This is a genomic window from Pseudomonas sp. IT-P395, assembly GCF_949767675.1.
Classification (GTDB): Bacteria; Pseudomonadota; Gammaproteobacteria; order Pseudomonadales; family Pseudomonadaceae; genus Aquipseudomonas.
The window spans coordinates 384,866-398,290 of sequence record NZ_CATKPW010000022.1; the positions used below are offsets into that span (position 1 = coordinate 384,866).

Sequence of the window (13,425 nt, forward strand, 5' to 3'; positions counted from 1 at the left end):
CCAGCCTAAACAGGTTCGACGTATCAAACCTACGAGACGCAGTGTCTCGGGTGTTATGCCATTTCGAGGTGCGGGCGGGATTCCCTTTGAATCTCTTCTCGAGCGAGATTTTCTTAAGCGAATGAGGTTTTCTCATCGAGTTTCATCGGTGGTGGCCCAGCCGGTGAGAATCGATTTTATTGATCCTCACGGTCGACCTCAGACCTACACTCCCGACTTCTTGGTGTACTACCACCAAGGGGGACACAGCCATGTCGATTACATCAAGCCAATGCTTGTTGAAGTGAAACCTGCGTATCTCTGGCGTGAGCACTGGCGAGCTTGGTCCGGGAAGTGGAAGGCCGCTCGGCGTTATGCCAGCGAACAGGGGTGGTCATTCAGCATCTACGACGAATCCCGAATTCGTGGCCTGCCGCTGGAGAACATCATTTTTCTCGAACGCTTCGAGCGAATGACGTTTGATCGCGAAGACATCGACATGGTGCTCAACACTCTGCAGGAGACAGAGATCTCTCCCGTGCATTATTTGCTAGCGCGGCACTTCAACGGCATTTATCGGGAAAGAGGTGTTTCCCTTCTTTGGCACCTCATCGCGACTGGCCGAGTCGAGTGCGACATTACTGAACCTCTCGATCAGTTCCTTGAGTTGTGGATACCTCACTTATGAACATCTACGAAATTGATACCGATGAGCATTTGATCCCTTTCGAGCCGTCCAGATCGCGTGTAGCAATTGAGGTCGGCGCGATGGTGCGTCGTGACAAGACTATCTACCGAATCCTTCAAATATTGGGGTTCGATACAGTCATCGGTGTGGAGGTAGAAACCGGTGTAAGTGCTTCGTTGCGGGTGCCGGAACTACGGGCTGTCGAGCAAGAAAGAATTGATGGGCTCTACGTCAATCATGATGTAGCGACCATCAACTCTGACGACTGGGCCGTCGCGCAGCAGCGCTTCTCGGCAATAAGCCCTCTAATCAACGAGACCGTTAATCCTAGGTATACCGTAGAGGCGCGGGCGAAAGAGGTTGGGGTTGATACTGCCACGCTTTACCGTTGGCTGGAGCGCTACCAGAACTGGAACGAAATTCTCGCCTTGGTTCCGCGCAAGCGTGGCTGGAAAAGTGGGGCAACGAGGCTGACGATTGAAGCTGAGAAGATCATCCGGGATGTGATCGACGATCACTATCTCAAGTCTCAAAGACCGAGCATTCAATCGACCATCGCGGAAGTGGCGATGCGCGCCAAGGCTCAAGGTATTACCCCTCCAGGTGCCTCGGCGATCCGTGCTCGGATTGCCAAAATTCCCGAAAAGCAGGTTCTTAGAAAGCGTGGCTTTGCTGATCAGGCTCGTAATAGGTACACACCGTCTGTGGGCAAGTTTCCGGGGGCTGACTATCCGCTTGCGGTCATCCAGATTGACCATACCCCTATCGACCTGATTGTCGTTGATGATCTTCATCGCAAACCCATCGGCCGCTTATGGCTCACAGTTGCCATCGATGTGCATTCCCGAATGATCGCTGGCTACTATCTGGCACTCGAGGAACCATCGGAAATCTCCGTCGGCATGTGTATCGCTCACGCGGTGCTGCCGAAGGAGGACTGGCTCAACGTTCACCAGGTAGAGGGTGATTGGCCAGTATGGGGCTTTCCGCGAGTCGTTCACTCCGATAATGGGCCGGACTTTCGCGCGGAGAACGTTCGGCGTTCTTGCTCGAATTACAACATCGAGAACGTCTTTCGCCCGGTCAAAGTTCCTAAATATGGTGGGCATATCGAACGGTTGCTCGGAACGTTCATGCGCATGTTGCACGAGCTACCTGGCACAACGTTCAGCAACACGAGTGACCGAGACGGGTACGATTCGGATAAGAACGCGACGTTGACGATGGGCGAGTTCGAGAGATGGTTAGTACGGGCCATCCTCCGCTACCACCAGAGTCCTCATTCAGCTATTTACATGAGTCCAGCCCGAAAGTGGCAGCTGGGCTTCTTTGGGAATCGCGAGCTTGACCCGCTTGTCAGTGTTCCGCCGCGCCCAGATGATGCGCTAACGGTGCAGCTGGACTTCCTGCCGTCTTTTCATCGTACCGTACAGACCTACGGCGTCCAGATCGACGTGTTCTATTACTCCGAGGCCTTGCGACACTGGATCAACACCACTGATCCTGAAACTGGCCTAGCGAGGAAATTCATTTTCCGGCGAGATCCGCGTGACATAAGTGTCATTTGGTTCTTCGACCCATTACTTAAGCAATATTTTCGCGTTCCAGTCGCAAACCAGGCTTTCCCTGCAGCTACCGTTTGGGAGTTCAGGGCCGCTAAGAAAAAGGCGGTGGACGAGGGGCGAGAGAACATCGACGAAGCGACGATATCCAGACTAATAATGGAGAATCGTGAGCTGGTGAAAAGTGCCTCTCAGATGACCAAAAAAGCACGTAGGGATGCCCAGAAGCTCAAGGTGCACGGGAAAAACGTTACTCCTGCATCCCCCAAGAGATCTGTAGCCCAAGTTGTCGCGGATTTGCCCGCATCGCCAGACGGCCTACTGCTCGATGACGTTGAATTGATCGGTGACATTTCATGAGTGAGCACGCGCATCTTCTGCCGGATTTTCGACCGGTTCTTCAGCTCTCAGATCGTGAGCGTATTTTGTTCATGGGTGAGCCACGCTGGATTGGTTATGGAACCGCTCATAATATCCTGGAGAACCTCGGTTACTTGTTCGATATGCCCAAGCGACCCCGCATGCAAAATCTGCTGATTGTAGGCGATTCTAACAACGGCAAAACAACGATCGTGCGCCAGTTCATGAAGACTCACGGTGAAGGCTACGTCAACGAAAATGCCGATCCAGTGCGGCCCGTGATCCTTGCCGAAGCACCGGCATCCGCCGATGAAAAGGACTTTTATATCGCATTATTGGATCGCCTTTGGATGCCGTATCGAACGACGGACTCCAAGGTTTCATTGCGCTATCAGGTCTTCCATTCCTTTCGCGAGCTGAACGTGCGGATGCTGATCATCGATGAAATCCATTCGCTTTTAACCGGCTCTGCGATCAAGCAACGAGAGGTCATGAATGCCATCAAAGCCCTGTGTAACGAGCTGGCTATTCCAGTGGTTGGTGTAGGAACACCTGATGCCGTCAGGGTGCTCCATCATGATCCGCAACATGCCAGTCGATTTGACGTGGTCAAACTGAATCTTTGGAAGCTCAACCCTGACTTCCAACGGTTGTTGAAGGCCTTTGAAGCCATCCTGCCACTTAAGCGTGCTTCGGAGTTGTACAAGGCGGACAAGGCGCAGTTGATCCATTCGATTTCCGGTGGCAACACAGGCGACATTCATCGCCTGTTGGTCGAGTGTGCAAAGGAGGCAATAGTTTCGGGTAAGGAGCACATAGACAGAGAGCTGATCGAGAGTAAGTCGTGGCTGCGTCCTACACGTGGCATCCGGGAGCTGATGGGGTAGCGCCTGTATGGCCACTTTCTCAATCACTAATTGCGGACGAGTTGCTGTCTTCGTGGCTGGTGCGCGTCGCACTGGCCCACGGCTACTCACCCAGTAACTTGGCGTCCGTGGTGTGGCCGGCATTTCGAATCTGGACTCAGGATTTTGATCGTGGGATCGAGCTTCGAAGGTTGGAAGTGCTCGCTGCATACACTGGGATTACAGCAACCACATTGCAGTGTTCAACACTGGATCGAGTCGCGAAGTTGCTGGTCAATGACCCTTCGAAGCGGACTGGTGTCTGGCCGTGGGTGCTTGTACTAGGTTGTCGTAGTAGGTTTCATGCCGGCGGGCTCCAGTGTTGCCCCGAGTGCTTCACCCAAGGAAAAACGTTTTACCGAATTCAATGGCGATTGGCTTGGCACACGAGTTGTCCCATCCACAACGTCGGCTTGATCGACTGTTGCCAGCGATGTCACTCTCCTTTGCAGCCGGGCCTACTGCAGGCGAGCGAACTTATGGGCCAATGTCACGCCTGTGGTGCCTTGCTCGGAGCATGCGCTCGAGTGGCGGCTCTGCCAGACGCGCTTGCTATTCAGCAGTACGCGGATCAATTGGTCACAGCGCCTGGATCATTCGGAAATATCACTCTGGATTTCACACAGTGGATGCGGGTGGCGCGTGCGATGATTAGCTTGTTGCAAGTTACTGCCCGACAACGTTCGCAAACACTACTGCTATTTTGCAAAAACCTAGGTGTGGATACGACATCCCTAACACCCGCATCGCTGGGCTTACCGTTCGAATATTTAGCACAGCCCGAACGTGCCAAATTGCTGGGGGGAGCTTGGGCGCTGATGACCGCTGGGCCAGACATATTCATCCACGAGGCCAAACGACTTGCCTTACCTTTGTATGCCCTTCATGTTCCTCCCCATGGAGCACCGGACATCTTGATCCGCATGGCGAGCGCGTTGAAAGTCCACTCCCCGCATCTGGCTAGTCAGCGTAACGATGATCATCCTCGCACGCAGATGGAGGTGTTACGCATGTGGTTGCGATTGACGAGAAGGATGAGACGAAATGGCCTCTGACCAGGCGAGTACCACTCCGACGTGCTGTGACTGCGGCAGGGCAATGCTCAAGGCGAAGAAGGTTCATGAGGGCCAGCGCTATTGTGCGACCTGCTACCCGCGCTTGTTCAAGCGACGGATGTGCGCCGGCTGTGGAAATTTCGCAAGGTTACCCATATTCGATCTATCCGCTCGATGCGGTGGTTGCGCGCGTAATCGTCCTTGCGTGCGCTGTCAGAAGGTCGAATTCAAGATTGGCCTGATGACTCAGTATGGCCCGGCGTGTAAGGCATGCGCGCGATATTTTAGAGTGCCGGCACCTTGCGAGGTCTGCGGCAAACTTTCACGGCAACTGGCTCAGAATCAAATAACGGGTTTGCGCTCTTGTCCGAAGTGCAGCGGTCCCGACGCTGCTACGTGCCCTAGTTGCCGCCGCCATCGAGTTCTGGTGGAAAGTGCGCAGGGAGAGAAACTTTGTAAACCGTGCAGCTACGAGGGGACGCGATCTTGTGGCACATGTGGCACTGACATGCCGGCGGGTCGAGGCCATGAGTGTGAGCACTGTTACTGGCGGCGTACGCTTAGAAGTCGTTTGGCAATAGATCAGCAGGGTTTCGCTTCTCCTGAGGTAGGCGCGTTGTTTGTGAGCTTTGGCGAATGGCTTGAGCGCGAGATGGATGTAAAGAAAGCGGCGGCCAGGGTACATACTTACTTCGACTTCTTTAGCCAGATCGATCATCTATGGGGTCGTATTCCTTCCTACGAAGCTCTGCTCGAGCACTTCCATGCCGGTGGCTTGCGTAGGGCTGAAGTACCCATGCGGTGGCTTGTAGAGGCTCATGGGGTACGCGCAACTGCTGATGCTCGCGAAGCACACTCGGAACAGCGCCGATTGGATGAGTTGCTATCTCAAGTTACAGGGCAATGGGAAAGCGATGTGTTGACCAAGTATCACCGCGCCTTGATCGCCAAGCTGAGTCAACACGACGTCCAGTTGCGTTCAGTCCGGCTGGCTATTCGTTCGGCGGTAAATTTTTTGAACCAGGTACAACTGACCGGTGGGGCGTTACCCACCCAGCGTACGCTTGAGTCTTTTTGGCGACATTGGCCTGGGCAAGTAGCGGCGGTGACAGGCTTTATCAACTTTCTCAACAAGACTCTCAATCTGAAGCTGGATCCGCGACCAAATGAGAAGTGGCTGAAAGCTGCTAAGCGTCATAAGTCCGAAAGAGAGCTGATCGATCTTTTCAAAAATCGTTATGAGGTCAGAGACTTTGAGGCGAAGTGGATAGTCAAAGGGTTGGCCTATTTTCATGGTATTAGACGAGCGAACCGCACTTCGTTGGACTTTCGCCCAGCCTCATTCCGCGAGGTGGCAGGATTCGAAGTAGACTTTGCGGGCAGCACACTCTGGGTGCCGTCTGCTGAGAGTTACGGATCAACGCACGTTGATGCTGAAACGTTAGGGGCAGCGACCTTGCTCATTGCAGGCTCAGGAGATCGCGCGCGGTGATTTGCTGGCGATTGCCATCGCCTAGCAGAACATACACCGTGTTCTTGGTGATAAAAAAACCGTTATCGTCATAGCTTTGTTGGAAAGAGCTACGAACCCAGTCCCCAGCGGCAAAGCGTCCACGACTGTCATGTACTACATGTAGTGCATATAGAAGTACTGGCTTCAAGCCACGGGACAGAAGGATATCCCGCTCTTCTTCGGTGATTTCCAGGTCGAGTATCGCCCAGTCTTTCACAAGACAAAATGAGTGATGCGCAAATTTCCCGTGCGCCACTATGGCAGCCTCATCGGCCGACAAGTTGCAGCCTTTGACTGTCTGCCGGTCTCTCCCAATAAGCTTTTCAAGTCTTCCGAGATCCATTGGCGAGGTGCTCCCGAGAATTGGCCGTGTGCTTCTGCATGCCTATGTGCGAGCAAATACGAACATTAGCTACTGAAAGATTGATGATGGAAGTGCCGATCCAGGTTGTCAAAAGGCTAAATCGGTAGTTCTTTTGCTTGAAGCGCAGCGGTGAGCTGTTCTGTAGGCTTGCTAGCAAGTACCGCAACGACTGATGGCAACATTGATCCCTTTAACCGTCGGTCGACACCTTCTCGCCTCTCATTGACATCATCGTCAGATATGACGATGCTTGAGTGCATGAGATATCCAGGCGGGAAAGGCAAGTGCTACCAGCACTTGATCAACCTGATGCCACCGCATCAGACCTATATTGAGTCGCACCTTGGCGGCGGCGCGGTCATGCGCAACAAGAAACCTGCGCAGCGCAGCATCGGGATAGACCTCGATGCGAAGGTCATTGACCGTTGGCACGCGGAGCTGCCAGGGGTATGTGAGCTTAAAAAAACCGATGCGTTGGGGTTTCTAGAAAACTTTGAGTTTACTGGGGACGAGCTGGTTTACGTTGACCCTCCCTATGTGCCACACACCCGCCGAAGGGCCAAGGTCTACCGTTGCGACTACTCAGAGGCCGATCATGTACGGCTTTTGCACCTGCTTAAAACACTGCCCTGCAAAGTGATGCTTTCTGGCTACGACAACGAACTCTACGACGAGCAGTTGGTGGGTTGGCACAAAGTGAAATTCCAAACCAAAACCCACGTGGATGTACGCGAGGAGGTGGTGTGGATGAATTTTGAACCACCTGCACGTTTGCATGACTCTAGATACATGGGTGCAACATTTCGCGATCGGCAAACCATCCAGCGTCGCCAGGCGCGGTTACGAGATCGTATCGACAGCATGAGTGCAGCAGAGCGCTATGATTTGCTGCAATGGATGCAGGAACAATACGGTGACGCCGAGGAGGCAGCCTGATGCAGCTGGGCGCGATTTTCATGGACCACGTGGTCTTCAATGTCGAGCTGCCAATGCCAGACTCGGAAGTGATTCCGGGTGTTCCGTGGGGTGCAATCGAAGCTTTTCCGACACCCGCGTATTGGGCTTATCAGGTCTACGCCCGACGGCTGCAAGGCGAGCGCATCAACTACAAACTGGGTGCGACTCTGAAAGAAGAAGTGGGTGCATGCCTTTTGGGAGGTCACGGCATTCCTGCCAGTGTTGGGCTTGCAGCCTTCCACCATGTCAAAGCGCGTGGGGCATTTGGAGATCAGCCACCTTCAGAAGAAGTGCTACTGGAATGGCTCAAGGAGCCAATATCGGTGGAGGATCGGACGGTTCGTTACCGGTTTGCCAAACAGAAGGCGCGTTACCTGGCTGCAGCACTGCACAAATTGGCAACCGAGTATCCCCCGCTGAGCACGGGGCGAGCCCTACGAGATTGGCTGCTGGACATTCCCGGCATCGGTTACAAGACGGCTTCATGGGTGGCGCGCAACTGGCTGGACGCAGACGATGTCGCCATTCTCGACATTCATATTCTACGCGCAGGTCTGCTGGGCAAGTTCTTTGAACAGAGTCTGACTGTTGAGCGCCATTATCTGGAGTTGGAGGAGCAGTTCATCCAATTCAGCAAAGGATTGGGTGTGCGAGCATCTGAACTGGACGCGCTGATCTGGCTGGAAATGATGTCTTCCTCGGCGACGGTCCACAGCATCATGGGCATGGGTCAGACTTCACCTGAACGACGTTCACGGGGCAAGCCCAAGAAAAGCCAAGCCGACGCCAACCAATTGACTTTCCTCAGCTAGGGCGCTGGCCCACGGTTCGCCAGTGATGCCCAGTGGGCAGAAATTCAGCCCCAAGCCGCACGCAGCGAGCGCCATTGTCGCTACCTGTGCGCCGGCATCTCTCCAGATCAAACTGCACCCGTCCTGATATTTCGCCAAAGCTTTGCCGGGTTCAGCCAGAAATAAGATCAGAGTGGCGTGTGGGGCGTTGAGAACTTGCTGGCTGTGCTCCCAGAGTCCTTCAAATGCCTTTGGTGCAGTTGTCAGCTCGGCGAGGAAATGCCCTCTAGGTTCATACAGCCACCAGCGCTCGTCATGGGGTCGCTTGATGACCAGGTGTATGGGATGGATTGCCCCCGCCGATGGTGAGGCGCGGTATTCAAGCTCGAAACCTAGATCGGATGGCCACGTCTCATAAGTGCGACAGGCGTACCAGAGAAAATCAGCTAGCCCAACGTCCTCAAGAGACGCGAACTGACGTACTGTTCTTCTCTGCTGAAGTACTTCAAGTACTGCCGGCGAGGCTACGGGTAACCCTGCCGGCAGATGCTGGATCTTTCCTGTGACCCACCGAAACGGTTTATAAAGATCGTTGGGGTGCTTGGGAAATGGATTACCCAGATCGATCCAAGTCATATCCGACCTCTTCGAACACCTCAAAGTACTTGTTACAGCCACGGCAATTGCCACAAGGAACGTCGGCTTTATGGCAACTATGCGCCCATGCCAGATAGCCTGAGGGAATACCTGATGCGCGAACTAGCTCTTGCGTGGAGAGTTTTATGGCCGGAGCCTCTATGCGCATGCCGCCTTCCTGAAGTGACATCAGTTGGCTGATCGCGTCCACGAACTCGGGTGTACCGTCTCGGTGGGATCCGTCCGACTTCACTGTTCCCAACCATAGATGCGTCACGTCGTACGAAATGGCTTTCATTGCTGCCAAAGTAATCAGCATCTGATTGCGATATGGCCACCAGTCTGAGGCAGGGGCCAAACCATCTGCCGTAGTACCGGCCATGTCACCGGAGCCGAGGCTACGACAGTCAATCTCCAGAACGTAGTGCTCAATTCCCAAGCGTTCACAAATAGCTTTGGATGCGGCGATCTCTGCATTAGCTGCCAACTGACCGTAATTGAGGGTGAATGCCAGATCAGGGCGCTTCCACCAGGCGAGTGACAAGGAGTCCATGCCCCCTGAAAGCAAAAGTGCGATCTTCATAGCTTGATCGCCTCCCAGACCGTCTGATAAATCGATGACACGTAGTCATCACAGATCAGGCAGTCCGACCCTTCCATCATCTTCTTGTCTTGGGCTGATTCGTTCTCCGAGTACAGCACCACAGGTTTGGTTAGAGCCCTGGCGTAACCGATCTCATAGATCGTGCCTGAATCCAGTCCATCGCCAATGGCAAACAACAGATCGCAGTCACGGATTGCCTGAATATCTAACTCAACGACGTCTTCAGCCGAGCCAAGCCCTACGTCGTGATAGGGGGAGAAAACGCGCAGTCCCATCGCTTGTAGATCGTTCAGCGCTTCGCGGATCATCCAGAGTTGAGCCAAGGTAAAAAACGGGCCCGCCAAATACACTTGTGGTCTGAAACCGTTGCGGTATCGATCTGAGGCAACCAGCGCTTCAGGTGTATAACCGCTGAGTTGCTTAGGCGTAGGATATCCCTGAGTCTCGCAATAAAAAGCAGTGGCCTTGGATGCGATTGCAGCAGCTTCAGTGGCGTTGTGTCCCTGCTCTAGCCACGCGTATGCAAAGTGGGCAGCAAAGGTGTCGCCTGAACCGATCTTCCAGACACGCTTCGTCCGGTAAGCCGGCACGGAGGTAATCGCCCCATGCTCGTACACCAGCGCGCCCAGCGGCCCCATCTTGATGATGACTACTTCAGCGCCTTCTTTTTGGGCAAGCAGTGCTGCCAGCTCTTCCACAGGCAAATCGGAATCACACAGCTGTTGTGCTTCGTGGCGATTCAGGACAAGCGCCAAATGTTTGGCCTTCGAGCCGTTGGCGCTGAAAAACTCGGGATTGTCCGCACTCTGTGGGTCGTAAACGGCGTAGTCGGCATCTACTACGACAGTGCCTTCGATCATGCCAAATCGAAGAACACGGGGGGCTGCAACCTGAATGCTGATAGCAGGATCGGCATGACGATAAGTAATCTGCGGGGTGGCCAAGCCATGGGTGTAATCGAACGATACGCTTTGGGGCACATCGGTAGGCTCCAGCGTGAAGCCTTCGAGTGCTGCGCGGTTGCTCATGATGAACAACGACTGGCTGTCCAGAGGGCTGTGGAGTTCCACATCACCCCCAAAACGAGAAATCGCCGTTGCCGCCCTGCCTGCGGAGCCGTAGTACTCTTGCCAACTCGGGCGTAGACAACGCTCCCTGTACACACCACCTGCGACGGTAATCATAAAGCGCTCCTTGCTTCACTTGACGGGATAGATGAGGACTCGTACTTGGCCGTTGTTGATAGCGAGTACTCTGGCGGCGTACATGTAACCTTCACTCATGCAGATCCGCAGGCGTTGGAGGCGCGGGTCTGCGATTCCGCCGGCGATGTTGCCACGCCAGAGTGCATGTACAACGGACTGACCGTTCTGTTCCCCGGATACGATGTCCAGGATGTCGTTGACGTGCAGCTGATCCACAATCTCTTCCTTGGGGGATGCCAACTGCGCACTAAACGACAGCTGATCACACACCTCAGGCGTTTCAATCGTCGGGCCTTGGGGGCCTCCAGTACCGGACATAAGCATTTCCTTTTGCTAGGCGAGGGTCATAGCAATATCACGAGGTGATATCCAATTGCTATCGGTCTCACCACTTGATTTGGCCAACTGATACTTCGCCTTAGTGAGGAAATATCAGATCTTTTCGCAACATTGTTCCGGCAATAGCGGCGGGATTGAAGTCCACAATGCCGGCTTCTCCTAGTGGCCCAGTCGCCTGCAATGGCGGTTCGAGAGTGTAGGTTTGTCCCGTGCTACTGAGCTGAATCTCATTGAAATAGACATCGCGAGTATCGTTGACCTTGGCGACCTGGCGCCCGAACAAGCGACTGCCTTTCGGAATGGTGATGTTTTCGAAGTTGTCGTAGACGTTCTGGTAAACCATTGCCGATACCTGATCGGGATCGACACGTTCCAACGTCAGATTGATGAAGGTACCCAGAGTCAGCTCATACGGTTGAGGTTGGTGTAATTGAGCTTTTATCGCTTTGTCATTGACCAGTTGCTGAGCCGAGGCAGAACCCGAAAGAATCAGCACCTGAACCATTGCCAATACGGCAGTCAGCTTTTTAAAACGCATAGTTATCTCCAGTGCTTCAATGTAGAAATGATTCAGAAACCCAGCCGTACGTGCCCGGACTGTCCAGTTCAAGTGCATGCAAAATCTGGTGGAGCACTGCTGCGCAGGTGGCACTCATACAAGCTCCACTCCCAGCTTTCTAAACGCACCTATTAGCCGGTTGCGATAACGAACCTGCTTGTCTTTCTGGGTGTGATTAAAGGTTTCGAAGCCTTGGGGGAAGAAGTTGGCCATATTTTTAAAGACGCCCTTTTTGTACCGGATTGAGGAGCTCAACTTCTCTACGAATTGTGAGAACTCTTCCTCGCTCGACACGTGCGATTTCATTAATAGCCCTGCACGCCCTGAGCTTGGATCACCTTCGATTTCCTTACGCTGGGTCTCGAAGCAGAAGTAGTCCACACTGGCGATCTGGATGCGCAGCACCAGCAGGCCGCGCAACTGATTGGTGCCTCGGTCGAGGTAGACCCAGCTGCGTACATCACTGGGAATCTTCGAGTTCTCGATGGGAGCCAGCACAAGTACTTTGGCTGGCTCACTTGAGCTGAACCCATCAGTGGGGGTATACCAATCCAAGCGCGTGATTTTGTTCTTCTTGCATTTTTTCAGAGATGCGAAAGCGTTCCAGATATCACGCAGAAACCCGTGAGACTCCAACTTGGCCTCTGCAACGTGCTCTGCCTTGCCGACGTTCTTGCCGGAACCGACACCGTCGCCGTCTGCCAGGGAGTCAGGCCTTGGTGGATTTGGGCCAAGCCTCCCTTTATCTGAGGGAACAATTTTTTTGGTTTTGACAACCTTCCTCCTTTTCCCCAATGCCTTAAAGGGTGGAGCTTTGACGATCGTGATTTCTGAGTGCTTGTCAGGTTCAACATAAGACTGTTCCTGAAGAAACTCTTCAGCATGCGCAGATCGTAACGGACGTGGCATGACCAATCTCCCAGCACCCTCCTTCCCATTGGTAGAGTCAAATTTTAAAGCTTGCCACTGGATGTCTTGCCCGATGGGTTCGCTGGAGCCCACTAAATCGAGGCAAAGAAATGTTTTGCCGCCGTTAATCCACTTCCCTCGGCACTCTAGCGTTCCAGGGCCGGTAAACCACGGTTCCGCTTCCAAGTTCACCTTTTGCAGCGGGGATCGGGAAGCAAACTGTGAATTGATTTTCTTTGTGCGCATCTCGGTGTAGCTGTCATACATAAGATGAGCCAAATACACGGCATCGTAGTTACGCATTCTGCGAGACGGCTTGACCAGCCACTGGTGAGCAGAAGGTCGCGGGTCTTCATAAAGCACGTCCATCACGTCTGACCATTTGAGAGTGGTCAATGCCCGGCAGACATCCATGTTCCTGGCATAGGCCCTAGCAAAATAGTCAACGCAAGAAACCAGCAGATTGCCTTTTGGCAGCTTGAAGTTGATCAGCTTCATGCTGTCTCGCTCGCCGTAATGCAGGGGGTAATCCTGATCAGCGAAGATGTGGCCCATACCCATCTGATTGAGCTCCAACCGAGATGTCAGACTCCAGCCTTCCGGAGAGAAATCCACATCGAATTTTCTCTCTTGCATCAATGTGTCCGACACACATTTACCCCGCCGCCAGATCGTTCCGATCCGGTAGTGAGGAATGCTGCTCAGTGGCAGGCTCACAAATTGGCCTGCGGAGGGAACGTTCTTTTTCAAGGAACGGAAATACACATCCACAAGAGGCATGGAGCGGGCACGAATGTTGTGCCGGATTTGGGCATACGACCAGACGATGTAATTACCGCTAAGTCGCGCCACGCCAGAGTCGGGATGAGTCAAATCGGATCGTGGATAGGAGAATTCAACACGTTTAACTGGCCCCACCTTACAGCCCCTTAGTCTGAAAATTCCGCTTTTAATCCTGCATAAAACCGCCTACCTCAAGCGGACGGCTTTATGCAGGGC

General features: G+C 53.5%; 14 protein-coding genes. 7 read left to right on the forward strand and 7 right to left on the reverse strand.

Features of this window, described 5'->3' with window-relative positions:
• Positions 1-121: 121 nt before the first annotated feature.
• From ACM6IN_RS17000 to ACM6IN_RS17020, 5 genes are all read left to right on the forward strand, one after another.
• Positions 122-667 carry a TnsA endonuclease N-terminal domain-containing protein gene (locus ACM6IN_RS17000; protein WP_093429971.1) on the forward strand — a complete coding sequence of 182 codons (546 nt, stop codon included), beginning with the start codon at positions 122-124 and terminating at the stop codon, positions 665-667.
• Positions 664-2,589 (forward strand): Mu transposase C-terminal domain-containing protein, encoded by a 1,926-nt coding sequence (locus ACM6IN_RS17005; RefSeq protein ID WP_093429683.1) that lies wholly within the window; start codon positions 664-666, stop codon positions 2,587-2,589. Before ACM6IN_RS17000 ends, ACM6IN_RS17005 begins: the two co-directional genes overlap by 4 nt.
• Positions 2,586-3,476 (forward strand): TniB family NTP-binding protein, encoded by an 891-nt coding sequence (locus ACM6IN_RS17010; protein WP_414916400.1) that lies wholly within the window; start codon positions 2,586-2,588, stop codon positions 3,474-3,476. The genes ACM6IN_RS17005 and ACM6IN_RS17010 overlap by 4 nt, the downstream gene beginning before the upstream one ends.
• Entirely contained in the window at positions 3,434-4,549 is a 1,116-nt protein-coding gene (locus ACM6IN_RS17015; RefSeq protein ID WP_093429685.1) for a TniQ family protein, read from the forward strand. Before ACM6IN_RS17010 ends, ACM6IN_RS17015 begins: the two co-directional genes overlap by 43 nt.
• A 571-nt stretch (positions 4,550-5,120) precedes the next feature.
• Positions 5,121-6,041: a hypothetical protein gene (locus ACM6IN_RS17020; RefSeq protein WP_414916401.1), complete on the forward strand. Its 921-nt coding sequence runs from the start codon at positions 5,121-5,123 to the stop codon at positions 6,039-6,041.
• Here the strand turns inward: ACM6IN_RS17020 and ACM6IN_RS17025 are convergent.
• Positions 6,010-6,405, reverse strand: coding sequence for a DUF6957 family protein (locus ACM6IN_RS17025; RefSeq protein WP_414916402.1), 396 nt, complete (start codon positions 6,403-6,405; stop codon positions 6,010-6,012). The two genes, ACM6IN_RS17020 and ACM6IN_RS17025, sit on opposite strands and share 32 nt — an antisense overlap.
• Positions 6,406-6,723: 318 nt before the next feature.
• Between ACM6IN_RS17025 and ACM6IN_RS17030 the strand changes: the two genes are divergently transcribed.
• Both ACM6IN_RS17030 and ACM6IN_RS17035 read left to right on the forward strand, forming a co-directional pair.
• Entirely contained in the window at positions 6,724-7,362 is a 639-nt protein-coding gene (locus tag ACM6IN_RS17030; protein ID WP_414916403.1) for a DNA adenine methylase, read from the forward strand.
• Positions 7,362-8,195 (forward strand): 8-oxoguanine DNA glycosylase, encoded by an 834-nt coding sequence (locus tag ACM6IN_RS17035; protein ID WP_103483697.1) that lies wholly within the window; start codon positions 7,362-7,364, stop codon positions 8,193-8,195. Before ACM6IN_RS17030 ends, ACM6IN_RS17035 begins: the two co-directional genes overlap by 1 nt.
• Here ACM6IN_RS17035 and ACM6IN_RS17040 read toward each other — a convergent pair.
• From ACM6IN_RS17040 to ACM6IN_RS17065, 6 genes are all read right to left on the reverse strand, one after another.
• A complete protein-coding gene (locus ACM6IN_RS17040) occupies positions 8,136-8,810 on the reverse strand; it encodes a nitroreductase family protein (protein ID WP_103483696.1) in 675 nt (224 codons plus the stop codon). The two genes, ACM6IN_RS17035 and ACM6IN_RS17040, sit on opposite strands and share 60 nt — an antisense overlap.
• Positions 8,788-9,393, reverse strand: coding sequence for a 7-cyano-7-deazaguanine synthase (locus tag ACM6IN_RS17045; RefSeq protein ID WP_414916404.1), 606 nt, complete (start codon positions 9,391-9,393; stop codon positions 8,788-8,790). Before ACM6IN_RS17045 ends, ACM6IN_RS17040 begins: the two co-directional genes overlap by 23 nt.
• Positions 9,390-10,598: a PfkB family carbohydrate kinase gene (locus ACM6IN_RS17050; RefSeq protein WP_414916405.1), complete on the reverse strand. Its 1,209-nt coding sequence runs from the start codon at positions 10,596-10,598 to the stop codon at positions 9,390-9,392. The genes ACM6IN_RS17045 and ACM6IN_RS17050 overlap by 4 nt, the downstream gene beginning before the upstream one ends.
• Before the next feature lie 15 nt (positions 10,599-10,613).
• Complete coding sequence (locus ACM6IN_RS17055; protein WP_093429692.1) at positions 10,614-10,937, reverse strand: hypothetical protein; 324 nt, start codon at positions 10,935-10,937, stop codon at positions 10,614-10,616.
• 100 nt (positions 10,938-11,037) lie between these two features.
• Entirely contained in the window at positions 11,038-11,496 is a 459-nt protein-coding gene (locus tag ACM6IN_RS17060) for a hypothetical protein (protein WP_414916406.1), read from the reverse strand.
• A 114-nt stretch (positions 11,497-11,610) separates the two neighbouring features.
• The gene (locus tag ACM6IN_RS17065) at positions 11,611-13,299 is read right to left on the reverse strand and encodes a hypothetical protein (RefSeq protein WP_414916407.1); all 1,689 of its coding nucleotides are present in this window, start codon (positions 13,297-13,299) and stop codon (positions 11,611-11,613) included.
• Positions 13,300-13,425 lie beyond the last annotated feature (126 nt).

What these genes read in the sequence shown, in the direction of transcription:
- ACM6IN_RS17000 (WP_093429971.1), top strand. Translation starts at nt 122, where the DNA reads ATGAGGTTTTCTCATCGAGTTTCATCGGTGGTGGCCCAGCCGGTGAGA.
- ACM6IN_RS17005 (WP_093429683.1), top strand. Translation starts at nt 664, where the DNA reads ATGAACATCTACGAAATTGATACCGATGAGCATTTGATCCCTTTCGAG.
- ACM6IN_RS17010 (WP_414916400.1), top strand. Translation starts at nt 2,586, where the DNA reads ATGAGTGAGCACGCGCATCTTCTGCCGGATTTTCGACCGGTTCTTCAG.
- ACM6IN_RS17025 (WP_414916402.1), bottom strand. Translation starts at nt 6,405, where the DNA reads ATGGATCTCGGAAGACTTGAAAAGCTTATTGGGAGAGACCGGCAGACA.
- ACM6IN_RS17035 (WP_103483697.1), top strand. Translation starts at nt 7,362, where the DNA reads ATGCAGCTGGGCGCGATTTTCATGGACCACGTGGTCTTCAATGTCGAG.
- ACM6IN_RS17040 (WP_103483696.1), bottom strand. Translation starts at nt 8,810, where the DNA reads ATGACTTGGATCGATCTGGGTAATCCATTTCCCAAGCACCCCAACGAT.
- ACM6IN_RS17045 (WP_414916404.1), bottom strand. Translation starts at nt 9,393, where the DNA reads ATGAAGATCGCACTTTTGCTTTCAGGGGGCATGGACTCCTTGTCACTC.
- ACM6IN_RS17050 (WP_414916405.1), bottom strand. Translation starts at nt 10,598, where the DNA reads ATGATTACCGTCGCAGGTGGTGTGTACAGGGAGCGTTGTCTACGCCCG.
- ACM6IN_RS17055 (WP_093429692.1), bottom strand. Translation starts at nt 10,937, where the DNA reads ATGTCCGGTACTGGAGGCCCCCAAGGCCCGACGATTGAAACGCCTGAG.
- ACM6IN_RS17060 (WP_414916406.1), bottom strand. Translation starts at nt 11,496, where the DNA reads ATGCGTTTTAAAAAGCTGACTGCCGTATTGGCAATGGTTCAGGTGCTG.